We start from the raw sequence: 26,341 nt of genomic DNA, 5'->3' as shown, positions 1-26,341 counted from the left end.
CAGGTTGCGCCGTTGCAGCTCACGCACCAGATGCCCCACCTGCCGCGAACCGGTCATGCCGAACGGATGGCCGATGGAGATCGAGCCGCCGTTGACGTTGTATTTCTGCGGATCGATTTCCAGCCGGTCGCGGCTGTACAGGCACTGGGAAGCGAACGCCTCGTTGAGTTCCCACAGGTCGATATCGGCGATCTGCAAGCCCTTGGCCTTGAGCAGCTTGGGCACCGAAAACACCGGGCCGATGCCCATTTCGTCCGGCTCGCAACCGGCCACCGTAAAGCCACGGAAAAACGCCTTGGGCTTGAGCCCCAGGGCCAGGGCCTTTTCCAGGCTCATCACCAAGGTCATCGAGGCACCGTCGGACAACTGCGAGGAGTTGCCCGCCGTCACCGAGCCGTCTTCGGCGAACACCGGCTTCAGGCCCGCGAGGCTTTCATAGGTGGTGTCGGGACGGTTGCAGTCATCACGATCGACCACGCCATCGAGGATCTGCACGACACCCGTGTTCTTGTCCTCGACCCGGTACTTGACCGCCATCGGGATGATTTCGTCATCGAACAACCCCGCCGCCTGGGCCGTGGCGGTGCGTTGCTGGCTCTGCAATGCGTAGCGGTCCTGCTCCTCGCGGCTGACCTGGTAACGGCGGGCGACGATCTCGGCGGTCTGGCCCATGGGAAAATAAATCCCGGGCACCTGCTCCTTGAGCAGCGGGTTGATCAGGTTGTCGGTGTTGACGCTTTTCATCGTCAGGCTGATGGACTCCACCCCGCCGGCCACGATGATGTCGCTGCAACCGGAAGCGATCTGGTTGGCGGCGATGGCAATGGCTTGCAGGCCCGAAGAACAGAAGCGGTTGAGGGTCATGCCGGCCGTGCCGATGCCCAATTGCGAGAGCACCGCCACGTTGCGCCCGATGTTGTAGCCCTGGGCACCTTCATTGGACCCGGCCCCGACGATACAGTCCTCGACACTGGCCGGGTTGATGTCGTTGCGCGCCAGCAAGGCATTGACGCAATGGGCCGCCATGTCATCCGGACGGGTCATGTTGAACTTGCCACGAAAGGACTTGGCCAGGCCGGTCCGTACGCTGTCGACGATCACCACTTCACGCATGGCTGTACCTCATTGTTGTAGTCGGTTGAGAGTGGATCGAGCATAGATCCACTGGATAACCGACCGCGACAATCATTCACCTCGCGTATGCGCGCCCATCGCCCTAGCGCTTCTTCTTGCGAGCCTGTCTCGCACTGCGCTCGAAAGCCGCCTCCAGCGCCTGGTTGAGGGTGCGCAACACCTTGACCCGCGCCCAGCGCTTGTCATTGGCCTCCACCAAGGTCCAGGGGGCAATCTCGGTGCTGGTGCGGTCGACCATGTCGCACACCGCGGCGCGGTAGGCATCCCACTTGTCGCGGTTGCGCCAGTCATCCTCAGTGATCTTGAAGCGCTTGAACGGGATGTCCTCGCGCTCCTGGAAACGCTCCAGCTGGGTTTCCTTGTCGATGGCCAGCCAGAACTTGACCACCACCACGCCGGCATCGGCGAGCTGTTCCTCGAAATCGTTGATTTCCCCGTAGGCCCGCAGCCAGTCGGCCTGGCTGCAAAACCCTTCGACCCGCTCCACCAGCACCCGGCCGTACCAGGAGCGGTCGAACATGGTGAACTTGCCGCGTGCGGGAATATGCCGCCAGAACCGCCACATGTAGGGGTGGGCGCGTTCTTCTTCCGTGGGTGCGGCAATGGGCACGATGCTGTATTGGCGCGGGTCCAGGGCCGCCGTGACCCGCCGGATCGCCCCGCCCTTGCCCGCCGCGTCGTTGCCTTCGAACACCGCCACCAGGGCATGCTGGCGCATGCGTTTGTCCCGCAGCAGCCCGGCGAAGCGCGCCTGCTCGGTGATCAGTTGTTCTTCGTAGTCGGCCTTGTCCAGGCGCCGGGTCATGTCCAGGCTGTCGAGCAACGTGATCTGGCCATCCAACTCGGGCAGCGGCGCCACGCTGACCTTTTGCGGCTTGATCTTCGGCCGGTCCAGGGCCTGGCGCAAGCCGTCGAGCAGGATCCGCCCGACGGTGAGGCTGCGATAACAGCTGTCCATGCCTTCGATCACATGCCAGGGCGCGTAATCACGACTGGTGCGGCGCAGCACACGCTCGCCGTATTTGACGAACTTGTCATAGGTCTGGGATTGCTGCCAATCCAGCGGGCTGATGCGCCAACTGTGCAGCGGGTCATCCTTGAGCCCCTTGAGCCGGGCCTTCATCTGTTTCTTGGACAGGTGGAACCAGAACTTGAAGATCAGCGCGCCTTCATCGCAGAGCATTTTTTCCAGGCGCTCGGCACCGGCGATCGCCTGGTCGAGCCGTGGGTCCTTGAATTCGCCATGGACCCGGCCTTGCAGCATCTGGCTGTACCAGTTGCCGAAGAAAATCCCCATGCGCCCCTTGGCCGGCAGCATCCGCCAATAACGCCACGCGGGAGGCCGCGCCAGTTCCTCGTCGGTCTGCTGATCGAAGGTGCGCACTTCGATCAGCCGCGGGTCCATCCATTCGTTGAGCAACTTCACCGTCTCGCCCTTGCCCGCGCCTTCGATGCCGTTGATCAACACGATGACCGGAAACCGACCCTGCTGCTGCAACTCGAACTGCGCTTCCAGCAGTGCTTCACGCAGGGCCGGCACCTCGGCTTCAAAGGTTTCTTTATCGATGACGTGACCGATTTCAGCGGATTCGAACATGGACAGCTCCTTCCAGGGATTGGGGCAAGACTAGCGGATTGGATGCGGCCCTGTGCAGCAGATTCCATCAAGAACAACGCTGTGTTGCGATGGGTCAAGCAAGCCGATACCGATCGGCTAGAATGGCCGCTCAGTTTCGACCGAGCCTGCCATGACGCCTGTACAGCACCACGCCCAACTCGACTGGGACGACCAGGGTCGCCCGCGCTCGCGGGTATTCGACGACGTGTATTTCTCCGATCAGTCCGGGCTGGAAGAAACCCGTTACGTGTTCCTCGAGCAGAACAACCTGGCCGAGCGCTTTGCCGCGCTGCCCGCCGACGGGCGCCTGGTGATCGGCGAAACCGGCTTTGGCACCGGCTTGAACTTCCTCTGCGCCTGGCAGTTGTTCGAACAATGCGCGCCGACCGGGGCGAGGCTGCATTTCGTCAGCGTCGAGAAGTACCCATTGACCCCGCAGGACCTGTGTCGGGCCCTGGCCCTCTGGCCGCAGCTCGCCCTCCAGGCCGAGCAACTGCTTGGGCAATACGTGGCGATCCATCAGGGTTTCCAGCGCCTGGTCCTGGCCAATGGGCGGGTGACGCTGACCCTGTTGATCGGCGATGCCCTGGAGCAGTTGCCGCAGTTGGACGGGCAGATCGACGCCTGGTTCCTGGACGGTTTCGCACCGGCCCGAAACCCCGAAATGTGGACCGCCGAGCTGTTCGCCGAACTGGCCCGGCTGGCCGCACCCGGCGCCACCCTCAGTACTTTCACCAGCACCGGCTGGGTCCGGCGCCTGCTGAACGCGGCGGGCTTCAAGATGAAGCGCACGCCGGGCATCGGCCATAAGTGGGAAATCCTGCGGGGCGTGTTTCTTGGCTGGCCGGAGCAGACAGCGACGCCGTCCCCGGCAAAACCCTGGTACGCCCGCCCCGTGCCACCCACCGGCGAGCGCCGGGCCCTGGTGATCGGCGGTGGCCTGGCCGGTTGTGCCAGCGCGGCGAGCCTCGCCGCCCGTGGCTGGCAGGTGACACTGCTGGAGCGGCATGCCGGGTTGGCCGAGGAGGCCTCCGGCAACCCCCAGGGCGTGCTGTACCTCAAGTTGTCGGCCCACGGCACCGCATTGTCACAGATGATCCTCAGCGGCTTCGGCTACACCCGACGTGTGCTGGAGCAACTGCAACGCGGCGTTGATTGGGATGCCTGTGGCGTCTTGCAACTGGCCTTCAACAGCAAGGAAGCCGAGCGTCAGGCGCAATTGGCCGAGGCGTTCCCAACGGATTTACTGCACACCCTGGATCAGTCCGAAGCCCAGGCCCGATCCGGCATCGGCCTGGCTTGTGGAGGCTTGTTTTATCCCGAGGGCGGCTGGGTGCATCCGCCAGCATTGTGTCGCTGGCAAGCCTCGGGACCGGCGATCGATGTGCAACCCCATCATGACGTGCTGCACTTGCGCCGCGTCGACGGCCAATGGCAGGCGTGGGACAGCGAACGCTGCCTGGCCAGCGCACCGGTGGTGATTCTCGCCAGTGCTGCCGAGATCAAACGCTTCGAACCGGCTGCCGACTTGCCGCTCAAGCGCATTCGCGGGCAGATCACCCGTCTGCCGCAAACCCACCGCAGCCAGAGCCTGGCGACGGTGGTCTGCGCCGAAGGTTATGTGGCGCCGCCGCGGCAGGGCGAACACACCCTGGGCGCCAGTTTCGACTTCAACAGCGACGACCTGACTCCCACCGCCGCCGAGCACGCTGGCAACCTGCAGATGCTCGAAGAAATCTCCCAAGACCTGGTGCAGCGCTTGAACGCCGCTACCTTGGACCCGGAGCACCTCGAAGGCCGCGTGGCGTTTCGCTGCACCAGCCCGGATTACCTGCCGATTGTCGGACCGTTGGCCGACCGCCAGGCCTTTACCGACGCCTATGCGGCCTTGGGCAAAGACGCCCGCCAAGTACCGGACGCCCCTTGCCCGTGGCTCGCGGGCCTGTACATCAACAGCGGCCACGGTTCCCGAGGCCTGATCACCGCGCCCCTGTCGGGCGAACTGATCGCCGCCTGGCTGGACAACGAACCCCTGCCACTGCCCCGCAGCGTGGCCGAAGCCTGCCACCCGAACCGGTTTGCGTTGCGGGCCTTGATTCGGGGCAAGGCCTGACCCCGATGGATGGCTCCCACAGGTTCGCCTATCTTTAAATCCCATGGCAGACCAACCCACCCGCCCGCCGGCTTATAACGCATCGATCTAAAACTCACAGCAATCCCTCCGGTCAGTTTCAGGGTACCCGCCCTTTTGGCGCGTGCTGCTTGACCCCTCCCCAACGGAAAAACCGGTAAGGACTTATGTGCGGATTAGCTGGAGAGTTACGTTTCGATCAACAACCTGCGGACCTTGCGGCCGTAGAGCGGATCACCCATCACCTGGCCCCTCGCGGCCCCGATGCGTGGGGTTTTCATAGCCAGGGGCCGATCGCCCTGGGCCATCGGCGCCTGAAAATCATGGACCTGTCGGACGGCTCGGCCCAGCCGATGATCGACAATCAACTGGGCCTGTCCCTGGCCTTCAACGGCGCGATCTACAACTACCCGGAACTGCGCACCGAACTCGAAGCCCTGGGCTACACCTTCTATTCCGGTGGCGACACCGAAGTGCTGCTCAAGGGCTACCACGCCTGGGGCGAAGCGCTGCTGCCCAAGCTCAACGGCATGTTCGCGTTCGCTATCTGGGAGCGCGATGCCAAGCGGCTGTTCATCGCCCGCGACCGCCTCGGCGTCAAGCCGCTGTACCTGTCGCGCACCGGCCAGCGGCTACGCTTCGCCTCGGCATTGCCGGCGTTGCTCAAGGGCGGCGACATCAACCCCATGCTCGACCCGGTGGCTCTCAACCATTATCTGAATTTCCACGCCGTGGTTCCGGCGCCCCGTACCTTGCTGGCCGGTGTTGAAAAACTGCCGCCCGCTACCTGGATGCGAATCGAAGCCGACGGCACCACCGAGCAGAAAATCTGGTGGACCCTGCCCTACGGCCCTCGGGCCGACGAACAGCACCTGAACCTGGAAGACTGGATCGACCGTGTGCTCGACAGCACCCGTGAAGCCGTAGCCATTCGCCAGCGTGCCGCCGTGGATGTCGGCGTGCTGCTGTCCGGGGGCGTCGACTCAAGCATGTTGGTGGGTCTGTTGCGAGAAGTGGGCGTGGAAGACCTGTCCACGTTCTCCATCGGTTTCCAGGATGCCGGCGGCGAACGCGGTGACGAATTCCAATATTCGGACCTGATCGCCAAGCACTACGGCACCCGCCACCACCAACTGCGCATCGACGAAAAAGAGATCATCGAGCAACTGCCCGCCGCGTTCCGCGCCATGAGCGAGCCGATGGTCAGCCACGATTGCATCGCCTTCTACCTGCTGTCGCGGGAAGTGGCCAAGCATTGCAAAGTCGTACAAAGCGGCCAGGGTGCCGACGAGCTGTTCGCCGGTTACCACTGGTACCCGCAGGTCGATGGCGCCAGCGATCCGTACGCCGCCTATCGCGCTGCGTTCTTCGACCGCAGCTACGAAGAATATGCCGCCACTGTGCAACCCAACTGGCTGACGGCCAATGACGCGGCCGGTGACTTCGTCAAGGAACATTTCGCCCAACCCGGAGCCGATGCCGCGGTGGACAAGGCCCTGCGCCTGGACAGCACCGTGATGCTGGTGGACGACCCGGTCAAGCGCGTCGACAACATGACCATGGCCTGGGGCCTGGAAGCGCGCACGCCGTTCCTGGACTACCGCTTGGTGGAGCTTTCGGCCCGGGTCCCGGCGCAGTTCAAGTTGCCCGATGGCGGCAAGCAGGTGCTCAAGGAAGCCGCCCGACGGGTGATCCCCAGCGAGGTGATCGACCGCAAGAAAGGTTATTTCCCGGTGCCGGGCCTCAAGCACCTGGAAGGCCATACCCTGGCCTGGGTCCGCGAGCTGCTGCTGGATCCGAGCCAGGATCGCGGCCTGTTCAACCCGGCCATGCTCGACCGCCTGCTCACCGACCCCAACGGCCAGCTCACGCCGTTGCGCGGTTCGCGACTGTGGCAACTGGCGGCGCTGAACCTGTGGCTCAGCGAGCAAGGAATCTGATCGATGAAACCTCACGCAACCGTTCACAACCAACGCCTCTTGCGCGGCCAGGCGCCTTCTTACGAACGCCTGCAGGCACGCCTGGCCGAAGACGGCAGCGAATTGGGCGCCGACCCGATCGCGGTGCATTGCGGCTGGGGCCGACTGCTGATCGGCCACACCTTTCCGGACCCGGCGAGCCTGGCCCGGGAACTGCTCAACGAACAACCCGGTGAACGCGACATTGCCTTGTACGTGGCCGCGCCCCAGCAAGTGCTGGGGTTGGAACCGGCGCAACTGTTCCTCGATCCATCCGACACCTTGCGCCTGTGGTTCAGCGACTATCGCCAGTCCACCCGGGTGTTTCGCGGTTTCCGAATTCGCCGGGCCCAGAGCGAGACCGACTGGCAGGCCATCAACCAGCTCTACCAGGCCCGGGGCATGTTGCCCATCGACCCGCTGCGACTGACCCCGCGCCACGAGGGCGGCCCGGTCTACTGGCTGGCCGAAGACGACGACACCGGTACGGTAATCGGCAGCGTCATGGGCCTGAATCATCAGAAGGCCTTCAACGACCCGGAAAACGGCAGCAGCCTCTGGTGCCTGGCCGTCGATCCGCAATGCCCACGGCCCGGTGTGGGCGAAGTGCTGGTGCGTCACCTCATCGAGCATTTCATGAGCCGGGGCTTGAGTTACCTCGACCTGTCGGTGCTGCATGACAATCGCCAGGCGAAAAACCTCTACGCCAAACTCGGTTTTCGCCATCTCTCGACCTTCGCCATCAAGCGCAAGAACGGCATCAACCAGCCGTTGTTCCTCGGCCCAGGTCCCGAGGCGCAGTTCAATCCTTATGCGCGGATCATTGTCGAAGAAGCTCACCGTCGAGGCATCGAAGTGCAGGTGGACGATGCCGAGGCCGGCTTGTTCACCCTGGTCCACGGCAGCCGCCGGGTGCGCTGCCGCGAATCCCTGAGCGACCTGACCAGCGCCATCAGCATGACCTTGTGCCAGAACAAAAGCCTGACCCACAAGGTGCTGAAAAGCGCCGGCCTGAACCTGCCGGCCCAACAGTTGGCGGGCAATGCCGATGACAACCTGGCGTTCCTCGATGAGCACGAACGGGTGGTGGTCAAGCCGCTGGACGGGGAACAGGGCCAAGGCGTGGCGGTGGATCTGCGCACCATCGAGGAAGTGCAGAGCGCCATCGAGACGGCTCGGCAGTTCGATAGCCAGGTGTTGCTGGAAAGCTTCCACGAAGGGCTGGACCTGCGCATCCTGGTGATCGGCTTTGAAGTGGTGGCGGCGGCGATCCGGCGTCCGGCGGAGGTGATCGGCGACGGCCGGCACACCATCGGCGCGTTGATTGAAGCCCAAAGCCGCCGACGGCAGGCCGCCACGGGCGGTGAAAGCAAGATCCCGATGGATGCCGAGACCCTGCGCACACTCAACGCGGCGGGGTTCGACTACGACAGCGTGCTGCCGGCCGGGGAACACCTGTTCGTCCGGCGTACGGCAAACCTGCATACCGGCGGCGTGCTGGAGGATGTCACCGCCATCCTGCATCCGACCCTCGTCGATGCGGCGGTGCGCGCCGCGCGGGCGTTGGACATTCCCATGGTCGGCCTCGACCTGCTGGTGCCGGCGGCCGATCAACCCGAGTACGTGTTCATCGAAGCCAACGAACGCGCCGGCCTGGCCAACCACGAACCCCAGCCCACCGCCGAGCGCTTTGTGGATTTGTTGTTTCCTCATAGCCAGACGGTGGCCTAGCAGAACTGTGGTGCCTGAACAGTCCTCATCGCGAGCAAGCTCGCTCCCACATGGAATTTTTGGTGTTTATACATTCTGTGTTCACTGCAAAAACTCTATGGGAGCGAGCTTGCTCGCGATAAGGCCAGTGCAGGCACCGTCATCCAACAGTCGGACTCACTCATCGAAACCATCGATGCGCTCAACCCATCAGGAGTTTCCATGATCAGTAAAATTCCCGAACCGGATCTCGAATACCTGCAGAAAGTCCTGCTGGAAATGCTCGCCATTCCCAGCCCTACCGGCTTTACCGACACCATCGTGCGCTACGTCGCCGAGCGGCTCGAGGAGCTGGGTATCGCGTTCGAAATGACCCGTCGCGGCACGATCCGCGCCACGCTCAAGGGCCGCAAGAGCAGCCCCGACCGGGCCGTCTCGGCGCACCTGGATACCATCGGTGCCGCGGTGCGGGCCATCAAGGACAACGGTCGCCTGACCCTGGCCCCGGTAGGTTGCTGGTCCAGCCGGTTTGCCGAAGGCAGCCGGGTCAGCCTGTTTACCGACACCGGCGTGATTCGCGGCAGCGTACTGCCATTGATGGCGTCCGGGCACGCGTTCAACACCGCCGTGGACGAAATGCCCATCAGTTGGGACCACATCGAATTGCGCCTGGACGCCTATTGCGCCACCCGCGCCGACTGCGAAACCCTCGGGGTGGGCATCGGCGATTACGTGGCCTTCGATCCCCTGCCGGAATTCACCGAAAGCGGCCACATCAGCGCCCGGCACCTGGACGACAAGGCCGGGGTCGCGGCGCTGCTGGCGGCGCTCAAGGCGATTGTCGACAGCGGTGAAGAACTGCTGATCGATTGTCACCCACTGTTCACCATCACCGAGGAAACCGGTAGCGGCGCCGCGGCCGCGCTGCCCTGGGACGTCAGTGAATTCGTCGGCATCGACATCGCCCCCGTCGCCCCCGGCCAGCACTCGAGCGAACATTCGGTCAGCGTGGCGATGCAGGACTCCGGAGGCCCCTACGACTATCACCTGTCGCGGCACTTGCTGAAACTGGCCAAGGAGAACGACATATCGGCACGCCGGGACCTGTTCCGCTATTACTTCAGCGACGCTCATTCGGCCATCACCGCCGGCCACGATATTCGTACCGCCCTGCTCGCCTTCGGCTGCGACGCCACCCATGGCTACGAACGCACCCACATCGACAGCCTGGCCGCCCTCAGCCGCCTGCTCGGCGCCTACATTCTCAGCCCACCGGTGTTCGCCAGCGACGCACAACCGGCCCAAGGCTCGCTGGACCGCTTCAGTCACCAGATCGAGCACGATGCACAGATGGAAAGCGATACTCGGGTGCCATCGGTGGATAGCCTGGTGGGGCAGCGGTCGGATAGCTGATCCAACATTCACTGCCTGGGCTATTGCCATCGCGAGCAAGCTCGCTCCCACACTTGAGATGCATTCCCCTGTGGGAGCGAGCTTGCTCGCGATGAGGCCAGAACAGGCCCCACAAAACCCAAGGCTAGCCGCAAAAGCCCATTGGCCGTAGCATCGCCTCATTGTCTAGCCGAGGTACCCCATGCTCATCCCCCACGACCAACTCGAAGTCGACACACTCACTCGCCTGATCGAGGACTTCGTGACCCGCGACGGCACCGACAACGGTGACGACACGCCCCTGGAAACGCGGGTTCTACGGGTCCGGCAAGCGCTGACCAAAGGCCAGGCGTTGATCGTCTTCGACCCCGAAAGCGAACAGTGCCAACTGATGCTCAAGCACGACGTGCCCAAGCACCTATTCGACTGAACACGCCTTGCGGGCGGCGTGGGCCTTTTTCCTCTGGATCTTTTCGTAGATTTCGGAGCGATGGACATCGACGTGCCGTGGCGCTTCCACGCCAAAACGCACGGTGGTGCCGCTGACCGACAACACACGGACGGAAATATCGTCACCGATGGAAATCAACTCACCCACAGCGCGGCTTAATACGAGCATGGTTCTTGTCCTTAAGAATGTCTGGACCCTGACCATGCCCGGCCTGCTTTCCGTTCTCAAGACACCGGCGAGAATTCAGTAAGGCCCTACAAGCAAAGTTCTTGCGACTGAAGGAAACTTCCTGCAAAACCCTGCCGAACCGTAGGTTATTTCAGGACGCCGAGAGCCGTGGGCCGAATAGAATCACGCTCGCCCCCAACACGCAGAGTGCCACGCCAATCCAGTCGGAACCCAGTGGCCGGACCCGCTCCACCACGGCCAGCCAGCCAATCGAGGCAATGATATAGATGCCGCCATAGGCGGCGTAGGCACGCCCGGCGTACGTCGCTTCGATGCGAGTCAACAACAGGGCGAACAAGGTCAGGCTGAGCAGCGCCGGGGCGATCCACCACGCGCTCTTGCCCTGGCGCAGCCACATCCAGAAGGCGTAGCAACCGGCGATTTCAAACAGCGCGGCGAGAAAAAACCACAAGTAATTGAGCATGCAGATGTCCATCAGGAAGGCCGAATGGCGCCATCCTGAGGACATCGGGCAGCCAGGTCAATTCAGGTTCTGCCGGGCCTTGGCGCGCATCTTGTCGGCCATGACGGTCATTTCGTCGTACAGCAACTGTGGGTTCTTCTGCTTGAGGGCCCACGCCATGCGTCCCTGTTCATGGGGCAGGATCATGAACTGGCCCTGGGCGACTTGCTGGTAGATGTAGTCGGCAATGTCGGCGGCGCTGATCGGCGAGCTTTCCAGCAATTTGCCAACCTGGGCTTTCATGGCCGGGGTCGGACCGCGGAAGGAGTCCAGCAGATTGGTCTGGAAGAACGACGGGCACACCACGTGTACGCCCACCTCCTGCTGCGCCAGTTCAACCAGCAGGCTTTCCGACAACGCCACCACACCGGCCTTGGCCACGTTGTAGTTGCTCATGGCTGGCCCCTGCATCAGGGCGGCCATGGAAGCAATGTTGATGATCTTGCCGCGGCTTTTTTCCAGCAGCGGCAGGAACGCCTTGCAGCCCTTGACCACGCCCATCAGGTTGATCGCGATCTGCCAGTCCCAATCCTCCAGGGAGAGTTCGCTGAAGAACCCGCCCGAAGCGACGCCGGCATTGTTGACGATGATATCGATGCCGCCGAGCTTCTCTTCGCAAGCCTGGGCGAACGCAGTCAATTGGCTGTAGTCGCGCACATCGCAGCGCTGGGTGAAGCCGTCGCCACCCGCCGCGCGCACGAGTTTGAGGGTTTCCACAAGGCCTGGTTCGCTGACATCCGATAAGGCCAGGTGCCAGCCTTCGCGGGCCCAACGCAGCGCGATTTCGCGACCCAGGCCGGAGCCGGCGCCAGTGATCATCATGCGATTTTGCATAGCAAACAGCCTTGTTCCGGGAGAGATAGGCCGAGTGTAGCGAAGGCGCCTGCCGGACCCACGCTCCATCAAATTGCTGAATGGCGAGGGCAAACCGTAGCCGCTACAAAAACTTTGAATTTTTTACCAGACGTTACGGTCGGACTTATTAAGCCGCCCGGATTTAACGCATGCGTGCTGGTAGTTGGAAGTTACAACACTCCAAAACTGACCAATAAGGAAATCTACAAATGGGCACAATACTTATCATCATCCTGATCCTCCTGCTGATCGGTGGTCTTCCGGTCTTCCCGCACTCCAGAAGTTGGGGTTACGGTCCGTCCGGTATCATTGGTGTAGTGTTGGTGGTGCTGTTGGTCCTGCTATTACTGGGCAAGATATAAACCACTAAGTAAGTGCAAAAAAAAAGAGGCCTTTACAGGCCTCTTTTTTATGCTCGCCGTTTATCAGTCCGGCTTGCCGTCGACGACGCCGGCGGTGTTATCCAACAGGCTCTTGGTCGCGGTTTGCAGGAACGATTCGAGCTTGAGTTTCATCTCGGCGGTGTCCGGTGCGTCCGGGATGATTTGCGCATGAGGGTTGGCGCCCAGTTCATAGCGGTACATCTTCGGCGGCATTTCCTTCTCCTTCGGCAGGACCAGGATCTTGTCGTCGCGAATGATCGCCGTCGTCTGTTCACTGCCCGACGGCTTGATCACGCCAAAACCGGTGTCGCCTTCCGGCAGGTTCAACAGGTCACGGCCCCAGCACTGGTTCCGTACCTGCCCACCGAGCCGGCCCATGATGGTCGGCACGATGTCGACCTGGGTCCCCACGGTGTGGCTGCGCTGGCCGAATTTTTCCTGGACGCCCGGGCCGATCAACAGCATCGGCACGTTGAAACGGCCCAGGTCCATTTCGGTGATCTGGCGTTCGTTGCCAAAGCCATGGTCGCCCACCACCACGAACAGGGTTTCCTTGAAGTAAGGCTCCTTGCGGGCTTTCTCGAAGAACTGGCCCAGCGCCCAGTCGGCGTAGCGCATGGCCGTCAAGTGTTCGTTCAGGCTGCCACGGTCGGTGACCGGCTCGACCGGCAACGGTGTCGGCAACGCATAAGGCGTGTGGTTGGACAGGGTTTGTAGCAAGGCATAGAACGGCTTGCCATTTTCCCGCGCCTTGAGCTCGATCAGGCCACGGTCGAACATGTCTTGGTCGGACACGCCCCAGGTGGGGTCGGAAAACACCGGGTTCACGAAGTCGTTACGCCCGATGAAGTTGGTCATGCCCTGGCTGCTGAAGAACCCCGACTGGTTGTCCCAGGCGAAATCACCGTTGTAGACATACACGTCGTCGTAGTCCCGGGCGCTGAGCAGTTGCGGCAAGCCTGACAGCTTGTGGCTGCCCTCCGGCGTCTGCATCAGGTATTCGAAACCCGGCAGGTTCGGGAAGCACGCCATGGTGGCGAACATACCCTGGTGGGTGTGGGTGCCATTGGAGAAGAAACGGTCGAACAGCAGACCTTCCTTGGACAATTTGTCCATGTAAGGCGTGATGTTGCCCGGCGCGCCCAGGGCGCCCACCGAGTGACCGGCCATGCTTTCCATGAGGATCACGACCACGTTCTTGATCGGCAGGGTCTTGTCCGCCGGCGGCGTGTAGTCGCGGCGCACGGCGGCGGTCTCGGTGTCCACGAGTTTGTCGTCAGACATCACCAGCATGTCACGCACGGTCTGCTGCGCCAGCGGCTGCTCGAGGGTGGCTTTCCAGATGTTGTCACGGTCTTCGGACATCCGGCTCTTGGCCGCCGCCACCAGCGACAACGTGCCATTGAGTCCCAACTGGTTGGCGAAGTTCGAATCGGTGGTGTAGACATCCCCCCAACGCAGCGGCGGACCTTGGCGCAAGGTGCCGCGCGCGGCGGCCACGGCCACCAGCAGGCAAACCATGAACACCGCGACACGCCCATACCACGGGGCGATCTGCCGGGTGCCGATAGTACCGCCACTGAACGGCCCACGGGGACGGGTGGCGCGGTCGGCGCCCTTGAACGCCAGGGCGAGGATGAGGGTACCGCCAACCCAGGCCAGCAGGTAGCGCACCACCGGGAAACCGTACCAGAGCATGCTCATCACGGTTTTCGGGTCTTCCTTCACATATTGGAAGACCAGGCCGTTGAGGCGCTGGTGGAATTCACGGTAGAAGTCCATCTCCATCAAGCCGAGGAACAGCGCGATGCTGGAGGTGACGGTCAGCCAGAAACGAAAAAAACCACGGGCAGCCATGGCCCTTGCGCTGAACAACGCCAGCAGCAACGGGATGCAGAGGTAGATCACCAGGCGCAAGTCGAAGCGCAGGCCGTTGAGGAACGCTTCAACGAAGGTCGAGGCCGGGGTGTCGAGAATCATCTCGCGGTTATAGACCAGCAGCGCCACGCGCAGCAGGCTTAACATAACCATCATCACCAGGGCGCAAAGCAACGTGTAGGCCAGGTGCGATTTGACGGTCGGTTGCAGCAGGCGATGCGTGGTGCGCTGCTGACTCAGGGCGTCCGGGATTGCCATGTCGTTTAAGGACCCTATTGGAATTGGAGTGACAAAAGAGAAACAACGGCGCGCCCTCTGTTGGCCAAAGCCTGGCCCCGGGGCTTGCGCGAGTGCGCAAATGTTGCACGAACGGCTATGGCATTGCCATTAAATAACCGACGGCGAGATGAGCGCGGGGGATTGTCCGCAAGATTTAGTGAAAATTTCGTTCAAAGAATATCCAGAAACACAAAAATCCCCGGCCTGGTAATGCGGTTGAGCCGAACACTAGGGTGGCGAGGGGATTTATCTGTGGGAGCAAAGCTTGCTCGCGAAACAGACGCCACAATTTCTGAAAGACCGCATCGCCTTCATCGCGAGCAAGCTTTGCTCCCACAGATGCCCCTGGCTCCAGGAGCCCGGTGCTTAGTGAAATTGCCGTCCAAGACCCGCCGGCACGCCTTCGATGGTGGTGTCTTCCCATGGGCCATTCGGGCTGACGGAACGGCTCCAGCCGTTGTTCCAGCGGTAATAGGTACGCTGGCGATAGAACGTATTAGTCTGGTTGTCCAACACGTAGACCCCCAGCTTGGCGTCCCAATGGCTGTTGCCACCCGGTGGCGGGGCGAAGCTGGCGGAAGTGCGCGGCAGCGGCTTGGCCGGTTTGTTCGGGATGGCCGGCTTGCCTGGCGGCGTGGACGGGGCCGGCTTGGTGGTTGGGGTAGACGGTGGAATCGGTGGCAGCGGCGCCGAGGGCTCCGACGGACGCTGGACCGCACAAGCGCTCAGGCCCATGACGAGCGTGAGCAGGGTGATACGAGCGATGGCGGTCATGGTGCGAATTCCTGTTATTTGTCCGGGCTGTCGATGGTCAATTGTTGTTGCGCAGTGGTGCTGCTCGCCAGGGGCTGGCTGCGGCCGATCCACTCACCGGCGGTCGGCTGACCGGCCCGGGAGATGCGCGCCATCAGTTGGACTTCGGGGAAGTTCGACAGTTTCAACTGCGGCATCATGGCGTCCGCATCGCCCAATTCCACCGTGACAGGCAGATCGGCCACCGTCAGGCGTTTGGCGGCCAACGGCGCCGGTGGGCCGGAAACGGCACGGGCGAAGATGAACACGCTGTCGCCCGGCTGCACCTTGGCCTTGAGTGCCGGGGCCAGATCGACGCGGACCTTGAGCAACGCCCCGGTCTTGGCCACCGGGGCCTGGGTGACTTTACCACCGCTGGCTTGCAGCTTCTCGGTGGCACGGGTAATACCGCCCTGCAGCGCCTCGCGGGATTTGTCGCCTTCCGGCAGTTGCGCGAGCAGACGCCCCCAGTAGTCGATCGCATCCTGATAACGCTCGCCTTCAAACGCGGCGATGCCCAATAGGCCGAGGCTGGTAACCTCCTTCGGGTCGAGCTTGAGCGCTTCGTCGGTCAAGGCCTGGACTTTATCCGACCATTTCTTGCCATCGGCGAAGTACTGCGCCTGGGCCCACTGGCCCAACAGTTCCGGTTGACGACCGGCGACGGCCACGGTGCGCTCGAAGACCTTCGCCGCGTCCGCCGGCCGATCCTGAGCCATGTAGGTACGCCCGAGGAAGTACAGCCCCTCGGCATTATCCGGCTGCGCCGCCACCGCGCGTTCCAGGCGCAGGGTCATCTCTTCCATCGACTGCGGCGCCTGGGCGAATTCACGGGTCAGCTCGACCTTGTCACTGGCACCGAAATGCAGGTACAGCGCCAGGCCCAACACCGGCACCAGCACGGCGGCGAGCAACGGCAATGGCTTGCCCAACCGGGATTCGCGCGGTGCGTCGGCACCCTCGGTGTCGGCGAGCAGTTCACGGGCGGCTTCGGCGCGACCGGTGTCCAGTTGCGCGGCGTTGAGCACGCCCTCCTCCCGTTCAGCCTGCAATTCGGCGACGCGCTCCTGATACAGCGCCACGTTGAGCGCAGTTCGGTCCTCTTCGCGTTGAGCGCGACGACCACGCAGCACAGGGATCAACAGAAAACTCAGGGCAACCAGAAGAAGCAGACCTGCGGCGAGCCAGAAATCAATCATGCTTGGTTTTATCCAACAGTTGGTCGAGGCGCTGGCGCTCTTCGACGGAAAGCGTGTCCGGGGCGGCTGTACGCTGGACCCGGCGGCGGCGCACGATCACCGCGATGACAACGAAACCGCCGAGCAACAGCCCGGCGGGGCCGAACCAGAGCAGCGCGGTCTTGGAGGACAGGGCGGGGTTGTAGCGCACGAACTCACCGTAGCGATCGACCATGAAGTCGATGATCTGCTGGTTGTCCTTGCCCTCGCCGAGCATGCGAAAGATTTCCTTGCGCAAGTCGGCGGCAATCGGGGCGTTGGAGTCGGCGATGTCCTGGTTCTGGCACTTGGGGCAGCGCAGTTCCTTGGTCAGTTCGCGAAACCGCTCGCGCTCGCCATCGTTGGCGAATTCGTAGGTGTCGATGGCGGCCTGGGCCACACCGACCAGGCTCAAGCCGAGGATGGCGGCGGCTAACCAACGCTTCATGGCTTGGCCTCGTCCACCAGGGCCTGGTACTTGGCGGCCAGTTTCTCGCGCCAGACCTGCTCGTCGATCACGCCGACGAACTTGTCGCGGATCACGCCCTTGGCATCGATGAAGAAGGTTTCCGGTGCGCCATAGACACCCAGGTTCAGGCCCAGGGAGCCATCTTCATCACGAATGTCCAATTGATACGGGTTGTGGAATTCGGCCAGCCACTTCAAGGCGTCGGCATTGACGTCCTTGTAATTGACGCCGTAGATCACCACGCCGTTCTGGGCCAGCTTGTTCAGTACCGGGTGTTCGACCCGGCAGGAAATGCACCAGGTGCCCCACACGTTGACCAGCGCCGGCTTGCCCAGCAGGTCGGCGCGGGTCAGGGTCTTGTCACCTTGCACCGAGGGCAGGGAAAACTCCGGGAATGGCTTGCCGATCATTGCCGAGGGCAATTCGCTCGGGTTCAGGTACAACCCCCGGAACAAAAACACCGCCATCAACAGGAACAGCGCCAGCGGCAACACCATCAACCAACGTTTCATGCAGTGGCTCCCGTCACGCCCAGGGCTTCACGCACCCGGGTTTTCACCTTGACCCGATAGCGCCGATCCAGCGCCGCCAGCACCCCACCCAGGCCGGTGAGCAAGCCACCGAACCAGATCCAGCGCACGAACGGCTTGACGTGGACCCGCACCGCCCATGCGCCGTCGCCCAGGGATTCGCCCAGGGCCACGTAGAGGTCGCGGGTGAAACCGGCATCGATCCCAGCCTCGGTCATGACCGAGTTCTGCACGGTATAGAGACGTTTTTCCGGATGCAGCACGGTGATTTCCTCACCGTTGCGAATCACCCGCACGGTGCCTTTGTCGGACGTGAAGTTCGGCCCCTCGAAATGCTTGGCGCCCTCGAACACGAATTGATAACCGCCCAGGTCCATGGACTCGCCCGGCGCCAGGCGCAGGTCGCGCTCGGCACTGTTCTGGCTGGACAGCACCACGCCCAGGGCGCAGACGGCGATGCCCAGGTGGGCGATCTGCATGCCCCAGTAACTGCGGGTCAGGGTCGGCAGGCCTTTGATCAGGCCTTTGTGGCGGGTCTTGTCGAAGATATCCCGGACACCGGCCAGCAACACCCAGGCCGCCAGCACGAACGTCGCCAGCACCGCCCAATTGAAGTCGCCATAGGCCACGCCGGCCACCACGGCCAGGGCGGCCGTGCCCAGCAGCACCGGGGTCAACATGCCCAGCAGCCACTTGACCGGCGTGTCCTTCCAGCGCACCAGCACACCGATGGCCATCACCACCATCAGGATTGCCATCAGCGGGATGAACAACGCGTTGAAATACGGCGGGCCGACCGACAGCTTGGCGCCGGACAGCGCATCGAGCACCAGCGGGTACAACGTCCCCAGCAGGATCATCGACGCGGCCACCACCAGCACCAGGTTGTTGCCCAGCAACAGGGTTTCCCGTGACCAGAGGTTGAAACCGACCTGGCTCTTGACCACTGGCGCACGCAGGGCGAACAACGTCAGCGAACCGCCGACGACGAACAGCAGGAACATCAGGATGAACACGCCACGCTCAGGGTCCGAGGCGAAGGCATGCACCGACGTCAGCACGCCGGAACGCACCAGGAACGTTCCCAGCAGGCTCAGGGAGAACGCCGCGATGGCCAGCAACACGGTCCAGCTCTTGAACACACCGCGCTTTTCCGTGACAGCCAGGGAGTGAATCAGCGCCGTGCCCACCAACCAGGGCATGAACGAGGCGTTTTCCACCGGGTCCCAGAACCACCAGCCGCCCCAACCGAGTTCGTAGTAGGCCCACCACGAACCGAGGGTGATGCCGATACCGAGGAAGGCCCAAGCGACGATGGTCCACGGGCGCGACCAGCGTGCCCACGCGGCATCGAGGCGACCGCCGAGCAACGCGGCGATGGCGAAGGCGAAGGCCACGGAAAAACCGACGTAGCCCATGTAGAGCATCGGTGGGTGAACGATCAGGCCGATGTCCTGCAGCAATGGGTTGAGGTCGCGGCCATCCATCGGCATCTGCGGCAGGATGCGCTTGAACGGGTTGGACGTGACGATCAGGAACAACAGGAAACCGGTGCTGATCATGCCCATCACCGCCAGCACCCGTGCCAGCATCACCTGGGGCAACTGCCGGGAAAACACCGAGACCGCGAAGGTCCAGCCGGCGAGGATCAACGCCCAAAGCAACAGCGAACCTTCGTGGGCGCCCCACACGGCGCTGAACTTGTAGTACCAGGGCAAGGCGCTGTTGGAGTTGCTGGCGACGTACTCCACGGAAAAGTCGTCGGCCATGAACGCATAGGTCAGGCAACCGAAGGCGAACAGCATGAAGGCGAACTGCCCCCACGCCGCCGGCTGGGCCAGGCTCATCCACAAGCGGTCGCCGCGCCAGGCACCGAGCAGCGGCACCACAGCCTGTACCAGGGAGAAACACAGGGCCAGGATCATCGCCAGGTGGCCCAACTCGGGAATAAAGATGCCAGCAGTCATCGATCAGCCCTCCTTCACGGGAGCGGGCGCCGACTGGCCGCTGTCTTTCAAGGCCTTGGTCACTTCCGGCGGCATGTATTTTTCATCGTGCTTGGCCAGCACTTCGTCGGCCACCACCACGCCATCGGCGTTGAGCTTGCCCAGGGCGACGATGCCCTGCCCTTCGCGGAACAGGTCCGGGAGGATGCCGCGATAGGTGATGGTCACGGTCTTGTTGAAGTCGGTGACATTGAATTTCACGTCCAGTGAATCCCCGGAGCGCACCAGCGAGCCTTTTTCCACCATGCCGCCAGCGCGGATGCGGGTGTCCTTGGGCGCTTCGCCACTGGCGATCTGGGTCGGGGTGTAGAACAGGTTGATGTTCTGCTGCAAGGCGCTCAAGGCCAGGCCGACCGCGGCACCGACACCCACCAGGATCGCCAGAATGATGACAAGACGTTTTTTGCGCAGCGGATTCACTGACCGTTCTCCCGGCGCAGACGACGCGCCTCTTGTTGCAGATACCGCTTGCGGGCCAGGATCGGCACCGCCACGTTGAGGGCCAGCACCACCAGGCAAATGCCATAGGCTGACCAGACATACAGGCCATGATGGCCCATGGCGAGGAAATCGCCGAATGAAGCGAAACTCATCGAGCGGCCTCCAGGCTGTTCTGTACTTCGGCCTTCACCCAACTGGCCCGGGATTCGCGCTTGAGCACTTCCAGGCGCATGCGCAGCAACAGCACCGCGCCGAAGAAACAGTAGAAGCCCAATACGGTGAGCAACAGCGGCAGCCACATTTCCACGGGCATCGCCGGTTTTTCGGTGAGGGTGAACGTCGCGCCCTGGTGCAGGGTGTTCCACCACTCCACCGAGTACTTGATGATCGGGATGTTGATCACGCCGACAATCGCCAGCACCGCGCAGGCCTTGGCGGCACTGTCACGATTGCTGATGGCGTTGCCCAGCGCAATAAGACCGAAGTACAGGAACAGCAGGATCAGCATCGACGTCAGTCGGGCATCCCAGACCCACCACGACCCCCAGGTCGGCTTGCCCCAGATGGCCCCGGTGACCAGCGCCACGGCGGTCATCCAGGCGCCGATAGGCGCGGCGCATTGCAGGGCCACGTCGGCCAGCTTCATCTTCCACACCAGCCCGACCACACCACACACGGCCAGCATCACGTAGATGGACTGGGCCAGCATCGCGGTGGGAACGTGGATGTAGATGATGCGGAAGCTGTTGCCCTGCTGGTAATCCGGTGGGGCGAAGGCCAGGCCCCAGACGACGCCGGAGCCGATCAGCAGCAGAGCGGCGATGCTCAACCAGGGCAGCATCTTGCCGCTGATGCCGTAGAACCACTTGGGTGAGCCGAGCTTATGAAACCAGGTCCAGTTCATTGCTGTTTCCATCACGGTTGCGGCTCGTCATCACGAGCTGCCAGGTCTGCCTTAACTTCCGCAGAAGTGGTCAATGCTTGACCAGGCCTCATTATTATTCGCCGACGCTGATCTTCAGGCCAGCGGCTATTGCAAAGGGTGTCAGGGTTATCGCCAGGGCGGTCAGGCTCCCAAGCCATAGCAGATAACCGGTCGCGGGCATGCCTTGCAACGCCGCTTGCAAGGCACCACTGCCCAGGATCAGCACCGGGATATACAAGGGCAGGATCAGCAGCGCCAGCAACAGGCCACCGCGCTTCAACCCCACCGTCAACGCCGCGCCTACCGCACCGAGCAGGCTCAACACCGGCGTGCCCAGCAGCAGCGACACCAGCAATACCGGCATGCACGCGACAGGCAAACCCAGCATCATCGCCAACAGCGGCGAGAGCAGCACCAGCGCCAGCCCGGAAAAAACCCAGTGTGCCAGTACCTTGGCCAAAACCAGAAGGGCCAGGGGGTGCGACGAAAGGACCCACTGTTCCAGGGAACCGTCTTCGAAATCACTGCGGAAAAGCCCGTCCAGCGAGAGCAGGACCGATAAAAGCGCGGCCACCCAGACCAGTCCCGGAGACAAGGTTTGCAACAATTGAGTCTCCGGACCGACCGCCAGCGGGAACAGCGCGATGACGATCGCGAAGAACACCAACGGATTGGCCAATTCGGCCGGACGACGAAAAAGCAGGCGCGCCTCGCGGGCCAGTAACAGGCCAAACACACTCATACGGCCCAGTTCCCCAGATCGATGTTGCGATAGCCGGACGGCATCCGCGCCAGCGTATGGTGGGTGGTCAACAGCACCATGCCGCCGTTTTCGCAATGCCGTGCCAGGTGTTCCTCGAGCTGCGCGACGCCCTGCTTGTCCAGGGCGGTGAACGGCTCGTCGAGGATCCACAGCGGTGGACCGTCCAGGTACAACCGGGCCAGGGCCACTCGGCGCTGCTGGCCGGCGGACAGGGTATGGCTCGGTACATCCTCGAAGCCGCGCAGCCCGACCGCCGCCAACGCCTGCCAGATCGCCTCGCGACCGGCCGGCGTATGCAGAGCGCAGAGCCAACTGAGGTTTTCTTCGGGGGTCAGCAAGTCCTTGATGCCGGCGGCATGGCCGATCCAGAGCAGGTTACGGGCCAGCTCGCTGCGCTGGCTGTGCAAGGGCTGGCCATTGAGCAACACTTGGCCTGCGGTGGGCTGCATCAATCCGGCGAGCAGGCGCAACAGGCTGGTCTTGCCGCTACCGTTGGGGCCACTGATCTGCACCATATCGCCAGGCGAGAGTCTCAATTCGAGATTTTCGAAAAGCAGCCGCAAGTCTCGCTCACAGGCGAGGCCAACGGTTTGCAGGAGAGGACTGGTCAAGGGATCGCGGGCCTTATACGGTTCAAGTCGGCGGTGCAGCAGCCGTTAAAGAGGTGCAGCATAGATGCTTTGACGGCCTGTTCCACAGAGCTGCGTCAAACAATTGCAAGGTTTTCGCCACTCCCTGAAAGACGGGCGGCATTATACATGTGATGCCCTACTCTCAAGAGGGCTTATTTTTCCCAGGGTAAGACCGCAGATGACAGGCGACATCAACATCCCGCCGCTGCCCCAGGCCACGGCAACGGCGCGTATGCCAGCGGTGACGGGGGAGCTGCTCAAATTGCTGGCTCCGGCGGAAGGGCTGATCGGCCCCGGCCAGACCGCCCAGGCCGAAGTGCTGTCGCTCAAGCAGGCCGACCAGACTTTCCAGCTGTTGCTCAAGGTCACCCTGGAGAGCGGTCGCCAGACCACCGTGCAAGCCACCAGCACGCAGCCATTACCCCAGGGCACCAGCCTGGCCGTGACCCAACCGTCCCCCAGCAACCTGACGATTGCCGTGCAACAGGCCGTTGCCTCCAGCGTCGCCACCTTGACGCGCATCGACACAGCGCAGATGCCGGTCGGCACGCTGCTGCAAGGCAAGGTGCTGACCAGCCAGGCATTGCCGTCATTGCCTGGGCAGCCGGCGGTCTACCGGTCATTGGTGAGCCTGCTCAACACCGCCCAGGCCGGCAGTACCCTGGACATCGACAGCCCCCGACCGCTGCGCATCGGCACGCTCTTGAGCGCCCAGGTGCAAGATGCCCAGACGCTGAAATTCGTTCCCCTGAGCAACCGCCAGGAGCAACTGGCGGTGAGCCAGCAACTGCTCACCCAAGTGAGCCGCCAGGGCTCGTTGGACAGCCTGATCACTGCCCTGCAAAACCTGCCGGTCACCGACGACACCGGCACCGAGCTGCGCGCCGCGGTGACTCGCTTGCTGGCTGGGCTGCCGGATGTCCAGCAACTGAGCACGCCCAAGGGCTTGGCCCAGGCCATGGTCGCCAGCGGGGTGTTCCTGGAAAGCAAACTGCTCGCCGGCCAGCCACCGAGCCTGGCGCCGGACATGAAAGGCGACCTGCTGAAACTGATTGCCCAACTGACACCGGCCCTGCCCGCCTCCACCAACCTCAGCGCCATCATTGCCGCCAATACGCTGGCCCAGGTCCTGCCGAGTTTCGTGCGCAGCGCCCTGGGGATGCTCGGCCAGGTCAGCGCCAAGCCGCAACCCACCAGTTTTCCGCTGCCCTCCCGCCAGTTGAAAGACCAGGACGAAGGCGGTGATCTGGAGCACCTGCTGCGTCTGGCCGCCGCTGCCGTGTCGCGCCTGCAAAGCCATCAGTTGTCGAGCCTGGAACAAACCGGCCTGACCGACGACGGTCGCTTGATGAGCACCTGGCAGTTGGAGATCCCGATGCGCAACCTGCAGGACATCGTGCCGTTGCAGGTCAAGTTCCAGCGCGAGGAAACCCCACCCCGGGAACAACCAGACGAACGCCGGGAAGAGCGCGAGCCGAAACAGCAGCTCTGGCGGGTCGAACTGGCATTCGACATGGAACCGCTCGGTCCGCTGCAGATTCAAGCCCAGTTGCTCAGCGGCAGCCTGTCCAGCCAATTGTGGGCAGAACGGCCGTACACCGCGAGCCTGATCGAAAGCAACCTGACAGCACTGCGTGAGCGCCTGGTGACCTGTGGCCTGAACGTCGGCGACTTGGACTGCCACCTTGGCACCCCGCCCCAAGGCCCCAAGACTCGCCTGGAACAACGCTGGGTGGACGAAACCGCATGACAACCCACACCGAACCCCGCCAGGCCATCGCCCTCAAATACGACGGCCACCACGCCCCGACCCTTACTGCCAAGGGCGACGAAGCCCTGGCCGAGGAAATCCTGCGCATCGCCCGGGACAGTGAAGTACCGATCTATGAAAATGCCGAGCTGGTGAAGCTGCTGGCACGGATGGAATTGGGCGATAGCATCCCGGAAGAGCTGTACCGCACGATTGCCGAGATCATCGCGTTCGCCTGGAACCTCAAGGGCAAGTTCCCCCAAGGCCATGACCCGAATGCGCCGAGTGTCGAAAAGGATGTGACCGACCGCGGCGACGACTACTGATCACAGCCACAAGAGCGATAGGCTGGCTGGAATGATCAGAGTGAACACCAGAAAAACCTGTGGGAGCGAGCTTGCTCGCGATGACGGGCGCACATTCAACATCGCTGTCGACGGTCACACCGCTATCGCGAGCAAGCTCGCTCCCACATGGGGTCTGTGAAGAAAACGATCAGCCGCCTCGGTGCAGCTTGCTCATCAACTCCGCCTCGGCTTGGGTCAGGCCGCAGGCTTGGGTCAGTTCGTCGACGCTGGCGCCCATGCCCACCAGGCGGGCGGCCTGGGCGAAGGACAGGCTGGAGGGGTCACGCTGTTCCAACTGGGCGAGTTTGTCCGGCAACGGCGCAACCACGGCACGCAGCTCATGGAGCGCTTCGCCCATGCGCACGGTGCCGTTCTGGTAATCGTCGACGCGCTTGGCCAGGTCCTTGATGCGCTGGTCGCGCAGCGCATCGCCCTGGGCCTGCTGAGCGGCAATCTGCCGCTGGCCACGTATGTATGCCAAGAACATCGCCAGCGTACCTGCCCAGAAAAGGAACAGGACAATGACTGCTACCTCAAGAATCAATCAGATACTCTCCAGTTCCGACCACTCTTCTTCGCTCATCATCTTGTCCAGTTCAACCAGAATCAGCAACTCGTTATTCTTGTTGCACACGCCTTGAATGAACTTGGCGGATTCTTCGTTACCCACGTTCGGCGCCGTCTCGATTTCCGACTGGCGCAAGTAAACCACTTCGGCGACGCTGTCGACCATGATGCCAACCACTTGCTTGTCGGCTTCGATGATGACGATCCGGGTGTTGTCGCTGATCTCGGCGTTCATCAGGCCGAAGCGCTGACGGGTATCGATCACGGTGACCACGTTGCCACGCAGGTTGATGATGCCCAGCACATAGCTGGGTGCACCCGGTACCGGGGCGATCTCGGTATAGCGCAGCACTTCCTGAACGCGCATCACGTTGATGCCGTAGGTTTCGTTATCGAGCTTGAAGGTCACCCATTGCAGAATCGGATCTTCAGAACCCTTTTGAGACGACGCCTTATCATTCATACCTTGACCCCTCGAAAAACCGCCTGTGGCGGCGTGTATTCTGTCCGGCGACGCTGTGCGCCACCGGTTGTCTTATTTCGGTTTCTGGACCGGCTTCTTGCTGCCACCCAGGTGTTTTGCCCCGCCGCTGGCGATCAACTCCGCCAGCTCGGCAACGTCCAGCAAGGCGCACATGTGCTCGATCACCGTACCGGCCAGCCATGGCCGTTGCCCTCGATGGCTGCGCCACTTGATCTCGTTCGGATCCAGGCGCAGCGAACGGCTGACCTGGTGCACCGCCAATCCCCACTCGTAACCTTGCACCGAAATCACGTATTGCAGGCCCTGGCGAAAATCATCGCGATAACGGTCCGGCATCACCCAGCGCGCCGTATCCAGTACCTTCAGGTTGCCCGCCTGGCTCGGCAGGATCCCGAGAAACCATTCCGGCTGGCCGAACAACGGCGTCAGCTCCTGCCCGGCCAGGGAGTAAATCGATCCCAGGCAAACCAGCGGCACCGCCAGGGTCAACCCGGCCACATCGAACAACAAACACTCGAACGGCTCGGCAGCCCAGGCCGGACGGTCGTCGCCCGGCACCGGTGGCGGTGGGTTGCTCGGTGGCAAGTGGACTTCCACCACTGGCGTCACCAACCCCTGCAGCAACGGGGCAACGGTCGAGACCGGCGCCAGAATCGGAGCAGGTGCCTCCATTACCGCCAGCTGTGGCTTGATGAACGGTGCTTCGACCGCCGCGGCCACCACTGATTTCCGTGCGTCACGGGCCTGCTCTTCGAGCACGGCCGCTTGAAATTCATCCAGCACACCCTCGGCTTCGACGTGTTCGGGCAACGCCTCGATCACGCTTGGCGGCGGTGGCAGTTCTTCGGTCGCTTCCTGCAACAGCCCATCCAGATAGGACTGCAGGGCCATTTGCGGACGCGAGGTTGTCTTTACTGGGCGGTTCATGGGAACAGTGC

27 protein-coding genes are annotated in these 26,341 nt (G+C 62.7%); 8 read left to right on the top strand and 19 right to left on the bottom strand.

Annotation, left to right across the window (positions count from 1 at the left end; all coding sequences use genetic code 11):
* Together J4E53_RS01795 and pap are read right to left on the bottom strand one after the other, a co-directional pair.
* A partial coding sequence (locus J4E53_RS01795) for a thiolase family protein (protein ID WP_207268098.1) occupies window positions 1-1,113 on the bottom strand: 1,113 nt, incomplete at its 3' end.
* A 103-nt stretch (window positions 1,114-1,216) separates the two neighbouring features.
* On the bottom strand, window positions 1,217-2,731 hold the full coding sequence (gene pap / locus J4E53_RS01790; protein ID WP_060738610.1) for a polyphosphate:AMP phosphotransferase: 1,515 nt from the start codon (window positions 2,729-2,731) through the stop codon (window positions 1,217-1,219).
* A gap of 151 nt (window positions 2,732-2,882) precedes the next feature.
* Here pap and mnmC point away from each other — a divergent pair, with 151 nt between their 5' ends.
* From mnmC to J4E53_RS01765, 5 genes are all read left to right on the top strand, one after another.
* Complete coding sequence (mnmC, locus tag J4E53_RS01785; RefSeq protein ID WP_103307861.1) at window positions 2,883-4,865, top strand: bifunctional tRNA (5-methylaminomethyl-2-thiouridine)(34)-methyltransferase MnmD/FAD-dependent 5-carboxymethylaminomethyl-2-thiouridine(34) oxidoreductase MnmC; 1,983 nt, start codon at window positions 2,883-2,885, stop codon at window positions 4,863-4,865.
* A gap of 185 nt (window positions 4,866-5,050) precedes the next feature.
* The gene (locus tag J4E53_RS01780) at window positions 5,051-6,823 is read left to right on the top strand and encodes an N-acetylglutaminylglutamine amidotransferase (RefSeq protein ID WP_103307862.1); all 1,773 of its coding nucleotides are present in this window, start codon (window positions 5,051-5,053) and stop codon (window positions 6,821-6,823) included.
* Between the two features lie 3 nt (window positions 6,824-6,826).
* Window positions 6,827-8,572 (top strand): N-acetylglutaminylglutamine synthetase, encoded by a 1,746-nt coding sequence (gene ngg, locus J4E53_RS01775; protein ID WP_060738613.1) that lies wholly within the window; start codon window positions 6,827-6,829, stop codon window positions 8,570-8,572.
* 201 nt (window positions 8,573-8,773) lie between these two features.
* On the top strand, window positions 8,774-9,964 hold the full coding sequence (locus J4E53_RS01770) for an osmoprotectant NAGGN system M42 family peptidase (RefSeq protein WP_060738614.1): 1,191 nt from the start codon (window positions 8,774-8,776) through the stop codon (window positions 9,962-9,964).
* A 181-nt stretch (window positions 9,965-10,145) separates the two neighbouring features.
* On the top strand, window positions 10,146-10,373 hold the full coding sequence (locus tag J4E53_RS01765; protein ID WP_003199186.1) for a YheU family protein: 228 nt from the start codon (window positions 10,146-10,148) through the stop codon (window positions 10,371-10,373).
* Here J4E53_RS01765 and csrA read toward each other — a convergent pair.
* From csrA to J4E53_RS01750, 3 genes are all read right to left on the bottom strand, one after another.
* Window positions 10,362-10,562 (bottom strand): carbon storage regulator CsrA, encoded by a 201-nt coding sequence (gene csrA / locus J4E53_RS01760; protein ID WP_060738615.1) that lies wholly within the window; start codon window positions 10,560-10,562, stop codon window positions 10,362-10,364. The two genes, J4E53_RS01765 and csrA, sit on opposite strands and share 12 nt — an antisense overlap.
* A gap of 151 nt (window positions 10,563-10,713) precedes the next feature.
* The gene (locus J4E53_RS01755; protein WP_060743066.1) at window positions 10,714-11,046 is read right to left on the bottom strand and encodes a YnfA family protein; all 333 of its coding nucleotides are present in this window, start codon (window positions 11,044-11,046) and stop codon (window positions 10,714-10,716) included.
* Window positions 11,047-11,103: 57 nt separating this feature from the next.
* The gene (locus tag J4E53_RS01750) at window positions 11,104-11,919 is read right to left on the bottom strand and encodes an SDR family oxidoreductase (protein WP_103307863.1); all 816 of its coding nucleotides are present in this window, start codon (window positions 11,917-11,919) and stop codon (window positions 11,104-11,106) included.
* A 230-nt stretch (window positions 11,920-12,149) separates the two neighbouring features.
* On the opposite strand from J4E53_RS01750, the gene J4E53_RS01745 reads away from it, so the two are divergent.
* Complete coding sequence (locus tag J4E53_RS01745; RefSeq protein ID WP_003183939.1) at window positions 12,150-12,302, top strand: DUF3309 family protein; 153 nt, start codon at window positions 12,150-12,152, stop codon at window positions 12,300-12,302.
* A gap of 63 nt (window positions 12,303-12,365) precedes the next feature.
* Here the strand turns inward: J4E53_RS01745 and J4E53_RS01740 are convergent, their stop codons facing one another.
* The 11 genes from J4E53_RS01740 to ccmA form a co-directional block, all read right to left on the bottom strand.
* On the bottom strand, window positions 12,366-14,459 hold the full coding sequence (locus J4E53_RS01740) for an LTA synthase family protein (protein ID WP_060738617.1): 2,094 nt from the start codon (window positions 14,457-14,459) through the stop codon (window positions 12,366-12,368).
* Window positions 14,460-14,846: 387 nt separating this feature from the next.
* The gene (locus J4E53_RS01735) at window positions 14,847-15,254 is read right to left on the bottom strand and encodes a hypothetical protein (RefSeq protein WP_060738618.1); all 408 of its coding nucleotides are present in this window, start codon (window positions 15,252-15,254) and stop codon (window positions 14,847-14,849) included.
* A gap of 14 nt (window positions 15,255-15,268) precedes the next feature.
* Window positions 15,269-16,471, bottom strand: coding sequence for a c-type cytochrome biogenesis protein CcmI (gene ccmI / locus J4E53_RS01730; protein ID WP_103307864.1), 1,203 nt, complete (start codon window positions 16,469-16,471; stop codon window positions 15,269-15,271).
* The gene (locus J4E53_RS01725) at window positions 16,464-16,937 is read right to left on the bottom strand and encodes a cytochrome c-type biogenesis protein (protein WP_060738620.1); all 474 of its coding nucleotides are present in this window, start codon (window positions 16,935-16,937) and stop codon (window positions 16,464-16,466) included. The genes ccmI and J4E53_RS01725 overlap by 8 nt, the downstream gene beginning before the upstream one ends.
* Window positions 16,934-17,470 carry a DsbE family thiol:disulfide interchange protein gene (locus J4E53_RS01720; protein ID WP_060738621.1) on the bottom strand — a complete coding sequence of 179 codons (537 nt, stop codon included), beginning with the start codon at window positions 17,468-17,470 and terminating at the stop codon, window positions 16,934-16,936. Before J4E53_RS01720 ends, J4E53_RS01725 begins: the two co-directional genes overlap by 4 nt.
* Window positions 17,467-19,455 (bottom strand): heme lyase CcmF/NrfE family subunit, encoded by a 1,989-nt coding sequence (locus J4E53_RS01715; protein ID WP_060738622.1) that lies wholly within the window; start codon window positions 19,453-19,455, stop codon window positions 17,467-17,469. Before J4E53_RS01715 ends, J4E53_RS01720 begins: the two co-directional genes overlap by 4 nt.
* 3 nt (window positions 19,456-19,458) lie before the next feature.
* Window positions 19,459-19,914, bottom strand: a complete 456-nt coding sequence (ccmE, locus tag J4E53_RS01710) for a cytochrome c maturation protein CcmE (protein WP_060738623.1) — start codon at window positions 19,912-19,914, stop codon at window positions 19,459-19,461.
* Window positions 19,911-20,087 (bottom strand): heme exporter protein CcmD, encoded by a 177-nt coding sequence (gene ccmD / locus J4E53_RS01705; protein ID WP_003199159.1) that lies wholly within the window; start codon window positions 20,085-20,087, stop codon window positions 19,911-19,913. The genes ccmE and ccmD overlap by 4 nt, the downstream gene beginning before the upstream one ends.
* Window positions 20,084-20,839, bottom strand: coding sequence for a heme ABC transporter permease (locus J4E53_RS01700; RefSeq protein WP_103307865.1), 756 nt, complete (start codon window positions 20,837-20,839; stop codon window positions 20,084-20,086). Before J4E53_RS01700 ends, ccmD begins: the two co-directional genes overlap by 4 nt.
* Window positions 20,840-20,933: 94 nt before the next feature.
* Window positions 20,934-21,602 carry a heme exporter protein CcmB gene (gene ccmB / locus J4E53_RS01695; RefSeq protein ID WP_103307866.1) on the bottom strand — a complete coding sequence of 223 codons (669 nt, stop codon included), beginning with the start codon at window positions 21,600-21,602 and terminating at the stop codon, window positions 20,934-20,936.
* Window positions 21,599-22,234 carry a cytochrome c biogenesis heme-transporting ATPase CcmA gene (ccmA, locus tag J4E53_RS01690; RefSeq protein ID WP_060738625.1) on the bottom strand — a complete coding sequence of 212 codons (636 nt, stop codon included), beginning with the start codon at window positions 22,232-22,234 and terminating at the stop codon, window positions 21,599-21,601. The genes ccmB and ccmA overlap by 4 nt, the downstream gene beginning before the upstream one ends.
* Before the next feature lie 199 nt (window positions 22,235-22,433).
* Between ccmA and J4E53_RS01685 the strand changes: the two genes are divergently transcribed.
* Both J4E53_RS01685 and J4E53_RS01680 read left to right on the top strand, forming a co-directional pair.
* Window positions 22,434-24,005 carry a flagellar hook-length control protein FliK gene (locus tag J4E53_RS01685; RefSeq protein WP_103307867.1) on the top strand — a complete coding sequence of 524 codons (1,572 nt, stop codon included), beginning with the start codon at window positions 22,434-22,436 and terminating at the stop codon, window positions 24,003-24,005.
* Window positions 24,002-24,331, top strand: coding sequence for an EscU/YscU/HrcU family type III secretion system export apparatus switch protein (locus J4E53_RS01680; RefSeq protein WP_060738627.1), 330 nt, complete (start codon window positions 24,002-24,004; stop codon window positions 24,329-24,331). The genes J4E53_RS01685 and J4E53_RS01680 overlap by 4 nt, the downstream gene beginning before the upstream one ends.
* A 169-nt stretch (window positions 24,332-24,500) precedes the next feature.
* Here the strand turns inward: J4E53_RS01680 and J4E53_RS01675 are convergent, their stop codons facing one another.
* From J4E53_RS01675 to J4E53_RS01665, 3 genes are all read right to left on the bottom strand, one after another.
* Entirely contained in the window at window positions 24,501-24,896 is a 396-nt protein-coding gene (locus J4E53_RS01675; RefSeq protein ID WP_060738629.1) for a DUF2802 domain-containing protein, read from the bottom strand.
* Window positions 24,897-25,382, bottom strand: a complete 486-nt coding sequence (locus tag J4E53_RS01670) for a chemotaxis protein CheW (RefSeq protein WP_003199144.1) — start codon at window positions 25,380-25,382, stop codon at window positions 24,897-24,899.
* A 72-nt stretch (window positions 25,383-25,454) separates the two neighbouring features.
* The gene (locus J4E53_RS01665) at window positions 25,455-26,330 is read right to left on the bottom strand and encodes a CheW domain-containing protein (protein ID WP_103307868.1); all 876 of its coding nucleotides are present in this window, start codon (window positions 26,328-26,330) and stop codon (window positions 25,455-25,457) included.
* Window positions 26,331-26,341 lie beyond the last annotated feature (11 nt).

The sequence above is a fragment of the Pseudomonas sp. FW305-28 genome (assembly GCF_017351395.1).
GTDB classification, from domain to species: domain Bacteria; phylum Pseudomonadota; class Gammaproteobacteria; order Pseudomonadales; family Pseudomonadaceae; genus Aquipseudomonas; species Aquipseudomonas fluorescens_AA.
This window is presented reverse-complemented; position numbering and strand designations above follow the sequence as displayed.